The organism is Helicobacter cynogastricus (assembly GCF_900197855.1).
GTDB lineage: Bacteria > Campylobacterota > Campylobacteria > Campylobacterales > Helicobacteraceae > Helicobacter > Helicobacter cynogastricus.
In genome coordinates this window covers 187,553-204,965 of sequence record NZ_FZMQ01000015.1, presented here as the reverse complement: position 1 = coordinate 204,965, position 17,413 = coordinate 187,553, and the positions used below count along the sequence as shown (strand labels likewise).

General features: G+C 45.9%; 17 protein-coding genes and 1 rRNA gene. 4 read left to right on the top strand and 14 right to left on the bottom strand.

What is annotated here, in order from left to right; translation table 11 throughout:
• The first annotated feature begins 36 nt into the window (after positions 1 to 36).
• The 3 genes from C6H00_RS07630 (at position 37) to C6H00_RS07620 (ending at position 2,718) form a co-directional block, all read left to right on the top strand.
• A 16S ribosomal RNA gene (locus C6H00_RS07630) occupies positions 37 to 1,536 on the top strand.
• A gap of 198 nt (positions 1,537 to 1,734) precedes the next feature.
• Positions 1,735 to 2,349: a hypothetical protein gene (locus C6H00_RS07625; RefSeq protein ID WP_233704480.1), complete on the top strand. Its 615-nt coding sequence runs from the start codon at positions 1,735 to 1,737 to the stop codon at positions 2,347 to 2,349.
• A 147-nt stretch (positions 2,350 to 2,496) separates the two neighbouring features.
• On the top strand, positions 2,497 to 2,718 hold the full coding sequence (locus tag C6H00_RS07620; protein ID WP_104750382.1) for a PIN domain-containing protein: 222 nt from the start codon (positions 2,497 to 2,499) through the stop codon (positions 2,716 to 2,718).
• Between the two features lie 364 nt (positions 2,719 to 3,082).
• On the opposite strand, the gene C6H00_RS07615 is transcribed toward C6H00_RS07620, so the two are convergent.
• The 13 genes from C6H00_RS07615 to C6H00_RS07555 all read right to left on the bottom strand — a co-directional run bounded on the left by C6H00_RS07615 (position 3,083) and on the right by C6H00_RS07555 (position 16,067).
• Positions 3,083 to 3,778, bottom strand: a complete 696-nt coding sequence (locus C6H00_RS07615; protein ID WP_104750381.1) for a 1-acylglycerol-3-phosphate O-acyltransferase — start codon at positions 3,776 to 3,778, stop codon at positions 3,083 to 3,085.
• On the bottom strand, positions 3,768 to 4,856 hold the full coding sequence (locus tag C6H00_RS07610; RefSeq protein ID WP_233704479.1) for an SH3 domain-containing protein: 1,089 nt from the start codon (positions 4,854 to 4,856) through the stop codon (positions 3,768 to 3,770). The genes C6H00_RS07615 and C6H00_RS07610 overlap by 11 nt, the downstream gene beginning before the upstream one ends.
• A gap of 9 nt (positions 4,857 to 4,865) precedes the next feature.
• On the bottom strand, positions 4,866 to 6,230 hold the full coding sequence (locus tag C6H00_RS07605; protein ID WP_104750380.1) for a S41 family peptidase: 1,365 nt from the start codon (positions 6,228 to 6,230) through the stop codon (positions 4,866 to 4,868).
• Positions 6,231 to 6,463: 233 nt separating this feature from the next.
• Entirely contained in the window at positions 6,464 to 7,306 is an 843-nt protein-coding gene (locus tag C6H00_RS07600) for a thiamine-phosphate kinase (RefSeq protein ID WP_104750379.1), read from the bottom strand.
• Entirely contained in the window at positions 7,296 to 8,126 is an 831-nt protein-coding gene (gene nadC / locus C6H00_RS07595) for a carboxylating nicotinate-nucleotide diphosphorylase (RefSeq protein ID WP_104750378.1), read from the bottom strand. The genes C6H00_RS07600 and nadC overlap by 11 nt, the downstream gene beginning before the upstream one ends.
• Positions 8,123 to 9,127: a quinolinate synthase NadA gene (nadA, locus tag C6H00_RS07590; protein WP_104750377.1), complete on the bottom strand. Its 1,005-nt coding sequence runs from the start codon at positions 9,125 to 9,127 to the stop codon at positions 8,123 to 8,125. The genes nadC and nadA overlap by 4 nt, the downstream gene beginning before the upstream one ends.
• Positions 9,120 to 9,938, bottom strand: a complete 819-nt coding sequence (locus C6H00_RS07585; RefSeq protein WP_407645546.1) for a phosphatidylserine decarboxylase — start codon at positions 9,936 to 9,938, stop codon at positions 9,120 to 9,122. The genes nadA and C6H00_RS07585 overlap by 8 nt, the downstream gene beginning before the upstream one ends.
• Positions 9,935 to 10,456, bottom strand: a complete 522-nt coding sequence (locus C6H00_RS07580; RefSeq protein ID WP_104750375.1) for a DUF6115 domain-containing protein — start codon at positions 10,454 to 10,456, stop codon at positions 9,935 to 9,937. The genes C6H00_RS07585 and C6H00_RS07580 overlap by 4 nt, the downstream gene beginning before the upstream one ends.
• The gene (locus C6H00_RS07575; protein WP_104750374.1) at positions 10,447 to 10,989 is read right to left on the bottom strand and encodes a hypothetical protein; all 543 of its coding nucleotides are present in this window, start codon (positions 10,987 to 10,989) and stop codon (positions 10,447 to 10,449) included. Before C6H00_RS07575 ends, C6H00_RS07580 begins: the two co-directional genes overlap by 10 nt.
• Positions 10,982 to 11,869 carry a menaquinone biosynthesis prenyltransferase MqnP gene (gene mqnP, locus C6H00_RS07570; RefSeq protein WP_199769215.1) on the bottom strand — a complete coding sequence of 296 codons (888 nt, stop codon included), beginning with the start codon at positions 11,867 to 11,869 and terminating at the stop codon, positions 10,982 to 10,984. Before mqnP ends, C6H00_RS07575 begins: the two co-directional genes overlap by 8 nt.
• Before the next feature lie 30 nt (positions 11,870 to 11,899).
• The gene (locus C6H00_RS07565; RefSeq protein ID WP_104750373.1) at positions 11,900 to 13,186 is read right to left on the bottom strand and encodes a ComEC/Rec2 family competence protein; all 1,287 of its coding nucleotides are present in this window, start codon (positions 13,184 to 13,186) and stop codon (positions 11,900 to 11,902) included.
• Positions 13,183 to 14,685 (bottom strand): replicative DNA helicase, encoded by a 1,503-nt coding sequence (dnaB, locus tag C6H00_RS07560; protein ID WP_104750372.1) that lies wholly within the window; start codon positions 14,683 to 14,685, stop codon positions 13,183 to 13,185. The genes C6H00_RS07565 and dnaB overlap by 4 nt, the downstream gene beginning before the upstream one ends.
• Entirely contained in the window at positions 14,685 to 16,067 is a 1,383-nt protein-coding gene (locus tag C6H00_RS07555; RefSeq protein ID WP_104750371.1) for an NAD(P)H-hydrate dehydratase, read from the bottom strand. Before C6H00_RS07555 ends, dnaB begins: the two co-directional genes overlap by 1 nt.
• Before the next feature lie 59 nt (positions 16,068 to 16,126).
• Between C6H00_RS07555 and gatC the strand changes: the two genes are divergently transcribed.
• Positions 16,127 to 16,396 (top strand): Asp-tRNA(Asn)/Glu-tRNA(Gln) amidotransferase subunit GatC, encoded by a 270-nt coding sequence (gene gatC / locus C6H00_RS07550; protein WP_104750370.1) that lies wholly within the window; start codon positions 16,127 to 16,129, stop codon positions 16,394 to 16,396.
• On the opposite strand, the gene C6H00_RS08875 is transcribed toward gatC, so the two are convergent.
• A complete protein-coding gene (locus tag C6H00_RS08875) occupies positions 16,393 to 17,409 on the bottom strand; it encodes a tetratricopeptide repeat protein (RefSeq protein WP_456077564.1) in 1,017 nt (338 codons plus the stop codon). The genes gatC and C6H00_RS08875 overlap by 4 nt on opposite strands.
• Positions 17,410 to 17,413: the final 4 nt, after the last annotated feature.

Below are 17,413 nucleotides of genomic sequence, written 5' to 3'. Positions count from 1 at the left end.
CACAACACAAGAGCCAGTTTAGGATTTAAACTTAACTTTATGGAGAGTTTGATCCTGGCTCAGAGTGAACGCTGGCGGCGTGCCTAATACATGCAAGTCGAACGATGAAGCCTAGCTTGCTAGGTGGATTAGTGGCGCACGGGTGAGTAACGCATAGATGACATGCCCTTTAGTTTGGGATAGCCACTAGAAATGGTGATTAATACCAAATACTACCCTATGGGGGAAAGATTTATCGCTAAAGGATTGGTCTATGTCCTATCAGCTTGTTGGTGAGGTAAAGGCTCACCAAGGCAATGACGGGTATCCGGCCTGAGAGGGTGAACGGACACACTGGAACTGAGACACGGTCCAGACTCCTACGGGAGGCAGCAGTAGGGAATATTGCTCAATGGGCGCAAGCCTGAAGCAGCAACGCCGCGTGGAGGATGAAGGTTTTAGGATTGTAAACTCCTTTTGTCAGAGAAGATAATGACGGTATCTGACGAATAAGCACCGGCTAACTCCGTGCCAGCAGCCGCGGTAATACGGAGGGTGCAAGCGTTACTCGGAATCACTGGGCGTAAAGAGTGCGTAGGCGGGGTTGTAAGTCAGATGTGAAATCCTATGGCTTAACCATAGAACTGCATTTGAAACTACAACTCTGGAGTGTGGGAGAGGTAGGTGGAATTCTTGGTGTAGGGGTAAAATCCGTAGAGATCAAGAGGAATACTCATTGCGAAGGCGACCTGCTGGAACAATACTGACGCTGATTGCACGAAAGCGTGGGGAGCAAACAGGATTAGATACCCTGGTAGTCCACGCCCTAAACGATGGATGCTAGTTGTTGGGGGGCTTTGTCCTCCCAGTAATGCAGCTAACGCCTTAAGCATCCCGCCTGGGGAGTACGGTCGCAAGATTAAAACTCAAAGGAATAGACGGGGACCCGCACAAGCGGTGGAGCATGTGGTTTAATTCGAAGATACACGAAGAACCTTACCTAGGCTTGACATTGAAGGAATTTGCTAGAAATAGCGAAGTGTCTAGCTTGCTAGACCCTGAAAACAGGTGCTGCACGGCTGTCGTCAGCTCGTGTCGTGAGATGTTGGGTTAAGTCCCGCAACGAGCGCAACCCTCTTTCTTAGTTGCTAACAGATCATGCTGAGCTCTCTAAGAATACTGCCTGCGTAAGCAGGAGGAAGGTGAGGACGACGTCAAGTCATCATGGCCCTTACGCCTAGGGCTACACACGTGCTACAATGGGGTGCACAAAGAGATGCAATGCCGCGAGGCTGAGCCAATCTTAAAAACGCCTCTCAGTTCGGATTGCAGGCTGCAACTCGCCTGCATGAAGCTGGAATCGCTAGTAATCGCAAATCAGCCATGTTGCGGTGAATACGTTCCCGGGTCTTGTACTCACCGCCCGTCACACCATGGGAGTTGTGTTTGCCTTAAGTCAGGATGCTAAAGTAGCTACTGCCCACGGCACACACAGCGACTGGGGTGAAGTCGTAACAAGGTAACCGTAGGTGAACCTGCGGTTGGATCACCTCCTTTCTTAGAGAATTGCCCTTGGCATTTGCTTGTCTAGGGAAAAGGCACAGGACTCTCTTGCTTAGGTGTTGGAGATGTTTTAAAATCTTTCTGAATTTTTTTTGCTTTATCTGCTAAATTTGATAAAATAGGAATTTTGCATAAAGAATGTTAGCATGCCTATTGATTTAGTTTGGTATCAAAATAAGTACGCTAAGGGGCATGAACAAAAAGAAAAACGCCCTCACTTTATCATTTATGAAGGTAAAGATTTTTTTCCTAGCCTTTCCACAAACAACACAGAATAAACAAGCTAAAGAATACCCTTCGCATAAAAATTACATTATAAATGATCATGGGAAATTGATTGAAGTGATGATCGATCAACTGCGGATCGTCCCAAAGACACAGATTTTAGAAAACAATACGATGGAAACAGGGCTCAGTGCTGGGTTACGCAAGGTATCTATTGCCAAAAGTGTGTCGGCGCATAGAAAACCCCTTGTGGAGTATTTTTTGAAGAAAGCTATTTTGCAGAGCGAATCCCATAAAAACAAGCATGCCAAACAAATCACTTTTGGGGATGTAATCAAGCTCAAGCTACACAACAAAAACCCCTTATTGCACCCTTACAATACTTTCATTGTGCTCTCTTGTGCTAAGTTCCATCTTTCTAGCATGTGTCTAGTCGCTCCTTATAAAGACGAATCTATCATTTTTGAGTTATTGCATTGCATTGATTTTCAGAAACGAGAATTTGAGCTTTTAGACAATGCCAAAGATTGTTTAGATATTGAAAATTTATGCGAGAAAATTAGATTATCCTTAGAGATTTAAGAACCTCCAAGAAAGTTTGATGCAACTAGCTGGCTGGCTCGGTGTTGTGTTGGTATAGGTAGCCCAAGATTCCTAGAGCGTTCAATTTTTCGATGTTCGTTTGCCCAAAAAAAGTAGCCACTTTAGTGAATTGGATTTTTTCTTAGGGTGTGCTACCCCCATCTCCAAGATCACCCCGTGCCTACCAATCTAGCTAAATCCGTAAAAGACTTGATCGATGGGGATTTTCAGCTTGACCTGCGCCAAAAGATGGTGGGTATGAAAATTAGTTTGGACATCGCTTCTTTGGCTATTAAAAAGCAGGTCAAAAAGATTATTTTAATTGCCAATGATAACGACTTTGTCTCTACTATTAAATTTGCCAAATAAGAGGTGGTGATTGTCCAACTCAACCCTTTAGGCAGGATGTTGCCAAAGACTTATCCCCACACATCGATCTCTTGCGTTCTGTATCTCCGCGAGATTGAGCAACAAGTACTTTCTTCCCTAGAAACTCTGCCCTTGTGCGTCTGCGCTACGGCGCGCGTTTAGCTTAAAGTAGACTCAAAACTCTCTTGCTTAGGTGTTAAGGACTTTTAAAATTTTTAATCTTTCTAAATTTTTCACATTTTCCGCTGAATTTGATAGGATAGGACTTTTGTGTACGAGGGAATGTTGGTGTGTCTTTTGATTTGGTTTCTACGCTTACAGACATACGACCTAGAGACCTAGACTGGTTTAGCTATTAGTTTGGTTAGGAATTAAGCTCGTGGTAGTGGATATGATAATGAGAGGCCATGCGTGCCTCTAATTCCGTATACCAATCTGTACTGAAATCAGGTTCATAAGCTTCCAAAAGCACCATTCTAAGGCGAGTGGCATGTGATTTTAAAGGTTTTGTATCCAAAATTTTACGAGTATTGAGTAGCAAAACCGGTTGAATTTTGAGTTTAAAGCGTTCAGCCAATACTTTAGCACCGGGTTTAAAGGGTAATAAATCTTCCATGCCTTTACCTCGCGTGCCTTCTGGAAAAATTACTAAGGGACGCTTTTGTTCGAGCTTTTCTTTGGCCATTTTGAGCAATAAGCCTAAACCCCGTCGATCTTGACGATCGATTAAAATCATCTCCGGAGTTTTGAGCGCATACCCGTAGTAGGGAATTTCACCCAACTCTTTTTTGGCGATCCAGCAAATATTTTGAGGGTGGTACGCCTCTAGGCAAACAATATCAATGATACTTTGATGATTGAGCACAATTAAGGTGGCACTTGGATCAAACTCCCCCACCTTTTCTAAGTGTGTACCCATTAAGGGGAAAAATATTTTACACCATCGACGAGTCCGCATAGAATTATCATATTTGCGAGTAAAAAAATTAAATATAATAATAACTCCTAGCCCCAAACCCACTACCAGGAGGGCGTATATTCCGCGTATCTTACTCCACATCGCTTTTCTTCACCCAACCAATTTTCTCATCTTGAGTCATAATTTTATAATAACCTCCATGCGCACCGATGATCTCTACTTTTAAAGCATTTTTAGGGGTTTCTAGCAAAGTAGAGTTGGCTGTGGGTAAAATTTTAATCTCCCGATTGGCCAATAAAGTCCCGCTACGATAGGTAAAAAAGACATTCCATAGCAAAAAGCCCACTAAAATCACCGCTACGCTGAGCGCGCTTTTTTTATAAGGAATGACAAGAGAGAGTGCTAGAGCTAAGAGCACAAAAAAGAGTAGTACAAAGTTAGAAAAAAGCAAGAAATTATTCTTGGGTTTAAGATTGCTCTGTGTGCTTACCATCTCTTCCATCGGCGTGATGGCAAAACGCACTTCTTGAAACTGCCCACTTTCTAAGGAGAAATAGTTGAAAGATAGCTCACGCCAACTCTTAGGCACGATGCAATAGTAAATTCCCTGCGCGTTGTCTAAGGCAAAGTGCGCGCTCTCAAAACCCTGCTTCATCCCCCCTTCAATCTTGAGGTCTTCTAAGTTCGCGCCCTTAGCATTCACTTCAAAAACCACAATATTATGGGAGGCGTCGTACTCTTTAGTCTTGTAACCAACGATGCTAAAGCTCTGAGCCACTACGCCTGCATAACTAGGGTGATTTTGCAGATCAATGACATTAAGAGGAATGCTCGGTGTGGTGGCTGTGTCTAAATAGCCCTGGTCCTGCACAAATGCGCTCACCTTAAGAGCAGGGATAGTCGCCTTAGTGCCCATGATCTTGTACAGATAGGTTGCGCTTAAGCTCCCATCTTGCTCCGCCTTCCATGTGGGTGTAAAATTGAGTCGCTTAAGCTGTTTTCCATCTGGAACATGGAGCAACTCTGCCCCTAAAAACTTAGCCTGAGAAAAAAGCAAAACATTGTAACGCACGGCAAGTACCTGCCCCACATAGACACTCTTTGCGCTAATTTCTTGAGCATTGAGCACCTTAATATAAATGACTTTTGTTTGGACACTCTCCGTTTCTGCATACAGCCAAGCCCAAAACAAAAGCCATACCCCAAGAAATGCGCGCAAGGGCTTTTCCTATTTTTTTGTATCTTTTTTAGTTGCCATCAAAATATCCCAAACTTTCAAAGTATCTATAGCGACTTTAAGCTGGATATCTGCGCTAATATCTTTAGCTGTGATGGGTTTTTCCTCCTTATTGGGAGTAAAAATCTTGGCTTTAAGACTCCTTGCATTCTTTTTCTCTAAATCGTGGAGTTCTTGTTCCAAGTGATGCTTTAAGTCCGCCTCTTTAATGCTAAAGGTGTTGTCCTCTTTGGGCACAGGGCCGGGAGGAATGACAATATCAGGTTTAATGCCCACTGCTTGAATGGTGCGCCCACTAGGCAAATAGTAACGCGCGATGGTGATCTTAATAGCCTCCTCTTTGCCCACAGGGAAGGTAGTCTGCACGCTACCCTTCCCAAAAGTGTCTTCACCAATAATAATCGCCCGCTTGTGATCTTGAAGTGCTCCTGAAACGATCTCACTCGCGCTAGCTGTACCTCCATTGACCAAAACCGCAATGGGCAAATTGGCATAAGGCGCGCTACCCGTGGCACGATAGGCGATGTCTTCAGATTGGATACGCCCCTTTTGCGAAACGATCAAACCCTGCTTGATGAAGAGATTAGAGAGATCGATAGCTTGGTTGAGCAATCCGCCCGGATTAGAACGCAAATCCAATACGATTCCCTCTAATTTGTGGGCTTTTTTAAGTTCGGCAAGCACACCCTTAACCACATTACGATCAAAAGAATTTACACGCACATAGAGATAATTAGTGCCCTCGATCTTCTTAGCGTGCACGGATTTAATTTTGATAATGTCGCGCAACATTTTAATCACTAAGGGCTTGCTCTCAGACTTGCGCACAATGGTAAGCTCAATAGGGGTTTTGGGTTTGCCCCGCATTAAGTTTACGGCGTTATCAATGGTCATGTTCAAAGTGCTCTCAGAGTTGATCTTTAAGATCACATCGCCTGCTTTAATGCCCGCGCGATAAGCGGGGGTATCATCTAGGGGGGCAATGACGGTGAGCGCGCCATCGCGAATCCCCACGGTGATTCCCAGCCCGCCAAATTCCCCCTCAGTTTGGGCGCGAAAATCGCGGAATTTCTTAGGTGTGAGGTAGGAGGAATGGGCATCTAAATTGGTGAGCAAGCCATCAATGGCCTTGTCCACAATATCATTAATGCTCACTTTGTCCACATAATAGCGTTCAATCTGCTCTACGACACTAGAAAATTTCTTCAACGCATTGATTCGTTCTTGAGTAGTGGGTTTATGGCTTTTTTTAAGGCTAGATGGATTAACCTCATTCTGACTAGCCTCTAGCGCGCTCATCACTAAAAAAACACTCAATACAGACGAAACCACCCCCGCCATGAAAAACTTATTCATCACTGCCCCTAATTCTAAATCCCGCCATTTTACCTAAAACTCTATGATTTTACAACAAATCTAATCGCCATTCCACACCCACACCCCATAACATGGTTGGTTGTTTTTATTTCCCAAAAAGCCCTAGTGTAACCACTTGGCGCACTACCTTAATGACCAAAATTCCGTAGAGTCTGTGTGGCGCATCGCGCTTAATGGCTTGCCTCTAATGCACGCTACTACATTATCTCATGTTAATTTTTATGCCATACCAGCACTGGGTAGCGTGATCGCCCTCTGCACACCTTGCCCACCACGCTTAAACGCACGCGATAGGCACGCGCGCGCGCCCGCAAGGCTAAATAATGCTTTGGCGCAAAACAAAAGAGCATTTCGTATTCTTCTCCGCTTTGATAAGCGCGCGTGCGGGGTTTGTGCAGCTTAAAAGCGAGGCGATTGATCGCGCTTAGGCGGTTGCATTCGCTCAACAACCCATCAGAAACATCTAAGCCCGCATGCAAGAATGGACGCGCGCTGGCTATAAAGCGCGCATGCTTTAAATGCGGAGTGATGAACTTGTTTTTAGGGCTCACTTTGCCCCCTCTAAGCAGAGTTTGCAGGGCTTTATAACTCTGCCCTAGCGCGCCTGTGTGCGCGATCCAATCGCCCAAGCGCGCGCCCTTGCGCTCTAAGAGTTTGCGCGCTCTGCCTAGCATGGTGATGCTCAAATGCAGGCGATCCCCTACTATGGTATCTCCCCCAATGATGCTTATTTTAAATTCTGTGCATGCGCGCGCAATGCCGTCTACCAAATCTTGTATCTCTTGTTTGCCCATGCGCTGATCCAAACTCACTCCTAGCAAGGCGTGCGTAGGTGTGGCGTTCATAGCAATCATATCTGAAATATTGACCACCATTGCCTTATAGCCGATGCGCTCAAATCCCAACCATTCGGACTTAAAATGTACATTTTGAGCAAAAATATCTAGTGCGATCAGCGCTCCCTTAGAGGAGGGTAGTAATACCCCATCATCTCCAAGCCCCCAAGTGATCCCGCTCTCCTGCAGGGTTTTTAAAAAATATGCCTCAAGATCCAAGTTTCATACTCATATCCACCCACACTGCTTGATGGATCAATGCCCCACTACTAATGGCATCTACCCCGCTTTGTGCGTAGGCTAAAATATTCTCTTGGGTGATATTTCCACTAGCTTCCAACAGCACCAAGGGATAGTGCGCGTTGCGATAGGCGACCACCTCTTTAATGTCTTCAGTGTTCATATTATCACACATAATAATGTCTGCGCCCACTTGCATGACCTCCTTAGCCATGCTGACACTATCGCACTCTATTTCAATCTTAGCCGTCCATGGGAGTTGTTTGCGCGCACGCTCCATAAAAGCTTTTAAATCTCCAATATGGGCTAAATGCGTGTCTTTGAGCATGAGCGCGTCATCTAAGCCTAAGCGGTGGTTTTGCGCACCCCCATTGCGCACCGAATATTTTTCAAACACTCTTAAAAGTGGGCGGGTTTTGCGCGTGTCTAGCAACTTTAAGGGCAAATCTTTAAGCATGGCGACATAGCGCGCGGTGTGCGTGGCAATCCCGCTAGAATGCTGCAAGATGTTCAAGAGCACGCGCTCAATTTTGAGCAAGAGGGCATAATCTCCCCAAAGTTCTAAAAGAATATCTTTAGAGGCGTAGGGCGCGCCATCTTGGATATTCCATGTCCTCCTAATGTCCATGTGCTCTAAGAGCATGTCTGCATACAAGTGCCCGGAAAACACGCCCTCCTGTTTGGCGATCACGACCGCCTTGACTTCCTTAGGTTCTGCCAATCTCTCAAAGAGATCACCCGATCCGATGTCCTCTTGCAAACACGCGTCTAAAAAGGCGAGAATAGTGGGGTCTTTCATGAGAGCTCCATCATGCGATCTAAAGCTTGTTTGGCCAGCGCGCCTATTTGGGGATCGAGTTGCACGCAATTATAAGGGCGATGATTCTTATAGGCTTTGAGCACCTCAAAGAGGTCTTGCAAAGTGGTTTCATTCATGGTCGGGCATTCAGGCAGTGTGCTAGAGAGCACAAAAGTGGTTTGTTCCCCTTGGTAGGAGGGGCGTAGGCGTTGGATGAAATTAAACTCTGTGCCCACGGCGACCTTTTGCTCTAGGGGCAGGCTTCTGATGAACTTGAGAATTTGGCTGGTTGAGCCTACAAAATCGGCTAACTCCACCACGCTAGGATCGCACTCAGGGTGCACTACGATGAGGATCCCGGGATATTTTTGCTTAAAAAACTCCACATCGCTAGGTTTAAAGAGTTGGTGCACGGCACAAAAGCCATTGTAATTGATCACATCGGCTTGTATAATCGCTTCCTTAGAGTCCATGCCCAAAGTCGCGCTTTTTAAGCCATGCAAACGGGCTAAGTTTGTGCCCAAACAGCGATCGGGCAAAAAGAAGATTTTTTGCCCCCTTTGGCGCGCGTGGGTAAAAATCTTAGAGGCATTCGCGCTGGTACACACTAACCCGCCCAACGCGCCCACTTTGGCCTTAACCTGCGCGCTGGAGTTAATGTAGGTAATGGGGAGGAGATTAAAAAGCCCATAGCTATTTAACACTTCCAAAGAGCGATCAAAATAATTTGAATCGATCATGCGTGCCATCGAGCAACAGGCAAGTTTGGGCATGATGACTTCCTTTTGAGGAGCTAGGATCTTCACACTCTCTCCCATAAAACCCACCCCACAAAAGACGATCAAATTCTTAGGGTGCGCGCTGGCTTGGCGCGCGAGCTCTAAACTATCCCCTACGATGTCAGCCAATGCTACAATCTCATCTTTTTGATAAAAATGCGCCACTAACAGCGCGTCTAAATCCTCTAAAAGGGTTTTAATGCTTTGAGTCAATTCATCCATGAGTCTCTCCGATAGGGTGTAGCGTGCTTAAAAATTCCCCAAAACACGCCTTGTGGTAGAGGGTGTCTGGGGGCATAGAGCCATCGCGCACAAAAAGCACAATGGTAGAGCCCATTTCAAAACGCCCTAGCTCTGCTCCCTTAGTTAGAGTGATGGGCGGATCGTAGCGCTTTATACTTAGGGGAGGATTAGTGGGGGCGTTGGTATGGATGCTAGGATCAAAATACATCACAATCTGCCCCACATTGAGCGCGCCCACGGCCACAAAGTAGAGCAGCGCGCCCCTAGGGTCTTTGGCGACCACCACGATGCGTTCATTGCACACAAAGAGATGGGGATGCTTTTTTAAAGCCGGTTCATTAACCGGGAAGAGCAAGCCAGAAAAATGGCGGGTTTCTACAATCTGTAGATCACAGGGGGCATGGAAGCGGTGGTAATCTTTAGGGGAGAGATAGAGATTAAAATAGCTATAAGATTCTTCTAGCTGTGAGCCTAGCAGCGCGCCCACTAGATAGGCTGTACCCTTGATCTGTAAGGCTAGCCCCTCTTGCACGCGTCCGCACTCTTTGAGCACGCCATCGCAGGGAGAGAGAAGCGCGTGGGGGTTTTGATCTAAGGGGCGGGGGGTTTTGAGTTCTCTGGTAAAAAGGGCGTTGAGGGTAGGGTAGGATTCAAGGGGGGCAAACTCGCTTAAATCAATGTTAAAAATCTTAACATAGATTTTATTGATAAGTTTTTGAAAGGGGGCAGGAAAAGCACAGCGGGCGAATTTGCCAAAAAGACTTGAAGCGGTGTTAGAGAGCGCCATTATTGCATGTCCGCTAGTTTTAAAATAAATTCGATCTCGCCCTTGCCCGTGCGCAATTCTTTAGCAATGGAATCCACACTCCAACCCTCCTTATACATCTTGATTACCTTTTTTTCATCAATATCGTCATTGCTGGGGGTGAAATGCCCAAATTCCTTAAACTTGTTTTCTAGCACAATGATTTTTTCCTCCAGATAGTCGCGCTCCTTTTGGATAGAGTCTTGAATCTCTTTAATATGGGCGTACAGATTGCTCAAACTCGCGTTCAAATTATTATTGACCTCATTTTTCACACTCGCTCCAATGCTGGAGGCGTTAAACTCAGCCTGCATCTGGCTCTCTTGAATCCACTTGCGGATTTTATAAATCTCTTGGTTGATCGTATCTAGGGCTTTTTCTAGTTGTTTGGTCTTGCTCACAAATTCTTTATCTTTGATATAGCTATAGGCGATCAAGCATAAGAAAACCAAAAGCACCACCCCCGTGATGATCCAAGTGAATTCATTCGATCCTAATTGCATGTTTTTAAACCTTTCAGACTGGCTAATTCTTGGGCGGCAATATAGCTGTCCATTTCTTTAATGTGGGCAGGGTGCATGCGCGCCACTTTTAAAAGCTTAGCATCAAAAGCGCGTGCGCTCAGAGCAAAGACGCGATAAGGCGCACTGGGTAAAGAAAAACGTAGGTAATACTCTTGATTGGGTTCAAACAAGGGATCGCGCACACCTAAAACCCCATGCCCTAGCACTTCTAAGAGGCCTTGAGACTCTAAGGGGATAAAATGCCTCTGCTTAATCTCTAAAGCCTGCTCAATACGCATGAGTTTGTCATAAATATCGCTCAAGGCCTTAAAAAGCATCGCATCTTGATCCTTGCCATGGCTTAAAGCTTCCCAAGGGTGTGCGGTTTCACTTTGGGCTAATTGGAGGTATTCTTCTTCAAAATGGGGATTATAGGGGGCGTATTCTAGCGGGATTGCACAGCGCACCAAGCGGGTAAAATACCCATATCGGTGGCAAATTTCCTTAAAGCTCTCTAAATTTAACTCAGGCATACAGGCGCACCCCTCCATCTAGCAGAATGAACACAAAGAACACCACACCCAAATAGCCATTGCTCACAAAAAAAGCTTTGGGAATGTTTTTAAAATCGCGATAAACGAGCCATTGCTCATAAAGTAAAATAAGAGCAGACACCCACACTCCACCAAAAGCCAGCCATCCTAAAGAGGCGCGCCACACAAAGCCCACCCAACAAAGTACGGCTAAAACATGCGCTAAACGCGAAAGCTCTAAAGTTTTTTGCGCGCCAAATTTGGCCGGCACAGAATGCAAGCCTACGCGCTTATCAAATTCCATGTCCTGCAGGGAATAGAGCAGATCAAAGCCAGCTACCCAAAAGACCACGCCCAAAGCTAAAAACACACTCCACAGCGGGATTTCTCCTAATACGGCTACCACACCCGCAATGGGGGCTAATCCCAAACTCACCCCCAAGATCACATGGGCTAGCGCGCTAAAGCGTTTCATGTAAGAATATCCCCCCAAGATCAGCAAAAAAGGAAAGCAAAGAGCAAAGGCTAGAGAGTTGATGAGGTAACTCACACCCACAAAGAGCAGGGCGTTTAAGACACAAAAAAGGATTAAACCCCCAAGCTGAATGCGTCCATCCACACTGGGGCGGCTTTGCGTGCGGGGGTTGTTGCGATCAAATTTGCGATCTACTAGGCGGTTAAAACCCATCGCAAAATTGCGCGCCCCTAGCAAAGCCAATAAACAGAGCAATAAGAGCTCAGGCCCACACCACAGGCTAGCATACTTTTCTACACTGGCGACCACAATGGCGATTAAAATAAACATGCTTGAAAAAATAGTATGTTCTAACGCGACAAGCTCGCCAAATAGCTTGATCCTAGCCCACATCTCTGACCTCATTTCCAAATTCTTTATTATAACTGAATTTAGCTAAAATGCCCGCCACGCCAGCATAAGAAAAAGCCCCCCACTCAACACATACAGGCCTCCATAGGCGTATTTGGAGCGCATGGCAAGTAAGGATAGTCCTAAATAGGGGAGCAAAAACCAACTAGGGGTGTGGTAGTCAATACTAGGGATTTGCCACTCTAAGGCGCGTGTTAGAGCAAAGTCAAACAAGTTGCCCCAGCCTAGAGCGTGTAATAGCAAAGAGAGGGGAAAAAAGATCACAAAAACAAAACTTAGCAGAATCCCGCTAAGTTGATACAAACTAAAGGGGGTAAAAAAGGCGTGCACAATGGGGAGCATACAGATAAAAAGCGCGCTATTAAATAGGAGGGCATAGAGGGGGGCAAAAAGTTTAGGGGTGTATTGAATAAAGAGGTAAATATAAAAGACTCCACAGACCGAGAGCAAGAAACCTATGTTCATAATTAGACCAGGAAAAAGGGCTAAACAAAATCCTGCAGCTAGCCCCAAGAGGGCGAAGTTGAAGACCTCAAGGGCGCAAAAATAGAGGATAAAACCTAGCAGCGCCATCACAAAGGCACGCAAAAAAGAGGGCTGGAAGTTGAGCAAGATGAGGTAACCCAAGAGCAAGATAAACACCACTGCGCCCAAATCATAATGGGCGTTACGGTAGGGAAAAAAGCGTTGTTGGAGGGGGCGATAAAGCAAAAAGAGCGCGCCATAGAAAAACGCGCCTAAAATCCCCAAGTGAAACCCACTAATAGCGATGATGTGGCTGATCCCAAGACGCATGGCGATCTCTCGTGTGGATTTGTCTAAAGGGTCGGCTAAAAAGAGGGTGTTGTAGAAGTTGCCCATGCGCGTGTCTGTATGTTGGGCGTTAATAAAAGCGCGCAAGCGCGCGCGCAGGTTTTGACTGGGTTCTAGGGCCAAATAAAAGGTTTGAAAATAACAGGACTTAAAAAATTGCCAAAAGGAGCAAGAAGGGCTCATTTTGCCATAGGCGCGCACTTGCGCATGGCTTAAATCCTTAAGTTTTTCTTTGCTGGTGGTGTAAAAGACATTCCCCCACGCGTCTTTGAGTTGCAGGACAAAATAGGATCGCCCCTGCGCGTCCTGTTTAATATACTGCAAGCGCACCCGCGCGTGCAAACTCACGGGCTTTTTGGATTGAAAATGCTGGTATTGGGCGTATTTGACATACAGACTCACACCCCCCACACTTCCTAAAAAGACAAAGACACACAACCACTCTAGGGGTGTTTGTATCAAAGAGATATGAAAAGTAGAAGTTTTAATAAAGGTCAAAATAGCTCGCTAGCAGGGGTCAGCTCACTGGCAGGAGTAAACTTTGTGGGTATTTGTACCTCCTCTTGTTGGGGATTATCTTTAGCCTTGCGATCTTCAAAGCGAGTATAGGGCTTGTTAAAGACGATTTTAATTGTCCCAATGTCTCCATTGCGATTCTTGGCTAGAATAATCTCAGCATCCTCCACGCCCTGATTGCGCTGAAACTCCTCTTTGCGCTGAGTGTCAATTTGAGCTTCGAGTTTTTTAACCTCTTCATGTTTGCCATCTTTGCGCAATTTGGCCAAGAGATCGTTTTGGGCGCGGTGTTTATAAACCTCATCGCGGTAGAGAAAGAGCACTTGATCGGCATCTTGTTCAATCGCCCCGCTCTCCTTAAGATCGGAGAGAATGGGGCGTTTATCCTCGCGACTCTCTAGCGATCTATTGAGCTGACTTAGGGCAATGATGGGAATTTCTAATTCGCGGGCTAAGACTTTCAACCCACGCGAAATCTCAGAAATCTGGGCGTGGCGGGGCAGTTCGGTATGATTGCTAGACATCAACTGAATGTAATCAATGATGACTAGAGCAATTTCTGGGTGCTGGGCCTTGATTTGGCGCATCTTGGAGCGGACATGTTCTAAAGTGAGCATGCTAGTATCATCAATAAACAAAGATTTATCGTTCAATCTTTGTGCGCTTAAGGTTAATTGTTCCCACTGATGGTCTTGAAGACGGCCTATTTTAAGGTCATAAGCATATACAGAAGCCAAACTTGAAAGCAAACGCAACATCAGTTGCTCTGCGCCCATTTCCATACTAAAAAACGCCACACCCTTATTGTGATTGAGAGTAGTTTGAGTGATATTGAGCACAAAACTTGTCTTGCCCATTGCCGGGCGCGCCCCCACTACAATTAAATCCCCCTTTTGAAACCCAGCAGTGTAGCGGTTGAGATCGCTAAAGCCTGTATCCAGGCCCAAAATTTGACTATTGCCCCTAAGTTTGGCCTCATAAATCATGTCCATCGTGGTTTTGACAACTGCTCGCGTGTCTTTAAACCCCCCACGCACGCTTTGCACAGAGAGGGCATAAATTTCCCGCTCTAAGTTGTCTAAAATCTGTGCGCTAGGGCGTTGAGCATAGCATTGTTCACGCCCATCCATGCAAATTCTCAAAAGAGAACGGCGCATGGATTCTTGCTTAATGGCCTCAATATAAGGTTCTAAGTGCACAACTGGAGATGTGGCCATCACTTCAAGGAGGGCTTTTTCATCTTTTTTGTCAGAAAGTTTATGGAGGAGAATTTGGCCCGTAATAGGAAGGTTTTCTTGATGCAGTTGTCCGCAAAGTTGGAAAAGAAGACCATGGGCAGGATAGCAAAAATCACTTGGTTTGAGTAAGGTTGCCATATCTTCATAACAATCCCCCTCTAAAATTGCCGCAAGCACCATACGCTCCATATCTAAGATAAAATCGTCTTTGGGTGGGAGGATTTGCGCTGTTGAAAATGTCATCACAACCTACTTAAATTGTCCATTAAAGATATAGGAGTGAGCGCGTAGCTTTGTGTGTTTAAGTGCCCTGCTAGAGCGTGGGCTAAACTCGCACTAATTGCGGCATCTAAAGGGCTATAACCCTGTGCGAGTAATGCGCCCACCATGCCCGCTAATACATCTCCGCTTCCCCCCTTAGCTAAAGAGGGCGCGCCCAAATTGTTGATATAAATTTGTCCATGGTGAGCAATATAAGTGTTAGTCCCCTTGAGCAACACCACTACATGCGGATAGGCATCGCTAAAGGCGTGCAAATATTCTAAGCGCGATTCTAGCACCTGAGGCAATTCCACTTTAAAGCCCACCGCATTGAGCAAGCTTGTGAATTCCTTAGGGTGGGGGGTTAGCACAAGTTGGCTAGAGCCCTCTAAAATCTCCTTGAGATGGGGCAGGTAAAACATGTCTGCATCCAGCACGCATGGGGCTTGTTCTAGCATCTGTTCAAGGCATGGAGGAGGTGTGCCCATGCCCATGCCCATTATAAACGCGTTTGCTTGGGAGGGAATGTCATGGGTATACATCAACTCTAAGGGTTTTTGCTCTGCGAGCACCCTCTCTCCTAGCACGCTCACCAAACCCGCTCCAAATTTGAGCGCAGCTAAGCCAGCTAAAAAGCCCGCTCCCCTTTGTGTCCCCACCCACACGCCCACATGCCCAAAATAGCCCTTGTGTACATTGTGCTTAGAGCGCAGGGGTAAGATCAAATCTTTTTCTTCGAGCAAAAAGAGATTACTAGGTTCTTCATACAACCCCCGTCCCACCCCCAAATCCCCCACGATAATTTCTCCCACAAAATCCTTAGCCACATCACTAAAGAGCGCGGCTTTAAGTGCGCCCATGCTAATAGTTATATCTGCTTTAAAGGCGTTGTTGCCCACGCGCCCCTTAGAGTCGATCCCACTGGGTACATCGCAGGCGATCTTAATCCCCTCTATGGCATTTAGGCGTGCGATCAAATCTTGATCGCACGCGCTTAATTCCCCTTTAAAACCCGAACCATAGAGGCAATCTAATACAATCCCACAAGACTCTATTTGATCTAGCATGCACACCCCAGCGCGCTGTGCGCGCTCAAATTGGAGTTGGCAGAGCAGGCTTTTAGGGGGTTTGTGCGCATAGCAACCCACCTCATAAGCACTTCCTTGCAGATGCCGCGCTAAAGCGTAGCCATCGCCTCCATTATCGCCCCCTCCGCACACCACGAGCACGCGCTGAGATGGGTATCTATAAATCGCTTGACGGAGAGCCATAGCTGCATTCTCCATTAAGAGTTCTGTGCTCAAATAAAACTTTTCTTGGGTACGCGTATCTAATTCTCGCGTGCTTGAATAGACAAATTGCATTAAAACCTCTTTATATCTGTGCTTAAGACATGGTAAAATGTCTCTAAAAAAGGATGTCTATGCACATTGATGAACCCCTGCTTCACAAACTGGCCCAGCTCTCCATGTTAGAAATCGATGACCCCCAAATTCAAGAGCATTTAGAGGAAATCCTAGTCTTCATGGAAGCTTTAGAAACCCTAGACCTAGAAAACACACCTCCCCTAGAGCAACCCCCCACTCCTTTAAGAGCGGACACGCCCACACACGCTCCCTCAATCTCTGTAGACATCTTGTCTCACGCGCCTCGCGTCCAAGAGGGATATTTCATTGTGCCCAAAATTCTTTAGCGTTCCAAAGACATGAAAAGTCGCCCGTAATTGGGATTGGCCTTAAGAAGTTTTTCTTTAAAAAGGCTATAATTATCACACCCTGACTGCAGACCATAATTGCAGACATACGAGAATAAGTCTAGTGCCCTCTGATCGTTTTGAGGCACACCCAAACCTTTTTGATAAAGAACACCTAAATTATTACACCCTGAAAGATTACCCCCCTGACAAGCTTTTTCAAAATACTTGGCTGCAAAGAAATTATTCACAGGTACTCCCTGCTCACCCTTAGCATAAATCCAACCCAAATTAGCACAGCCCTGAATGTCCCCCGCATTACATGCCAAATAATTTAAATCTACATTGCTCAGTTGCGCTTTATTGAAGCCATAAATATTTTTTACATTAGACATCAAGCCCAAATTATAGCAACCTAAATCACTTCCGTGTTCACATGCGTATTTGTAATAATCAATCGCCTTATAATAATTCTTAGGTACACCCACGCCATTAGCATACATCCAACCTAAGTTATTGCAGGCCAAGACATCCCCTCCAGAACATCCCACCGCATAAAGCTGGGCGGCCTTTTCTTTATCGTCTAAGGTGGCTTGTTTTTTAGAATCATAGACTTGGGCTAGGTCTGCACACGCGCTCGCATCCCCCCCAGAACAACCCAATTCGTAATAGCGTTGCGCTTTGTCCATATCTACTTGTATCCCCACACCATTAGAATACATAGTGCCCACAGCAAAACATCCGGCCGGATTGCCCTGATCGCAAGATTGCACAAACAATCTGAATGCGCTCTTATAATCCCCGCGCTTCACAGCCGTGATCCCTGCACTCAAAGCGTCCTGAGCCATTGCTGGAGGCGTGAGGCGATCGGTCATAGGTGGTGTGGCGGGGGGTTGTTGCAAAGTAGGGGGAGTTTTAGGAGGGGTTGGGGGTGGGACAGGCGTTTCTTGAGAATTTTGAGAGGGTTGAGGAGTTGAAGTAGAATCGGCGGCCTCAAGCCAAAATACACACAAGAGT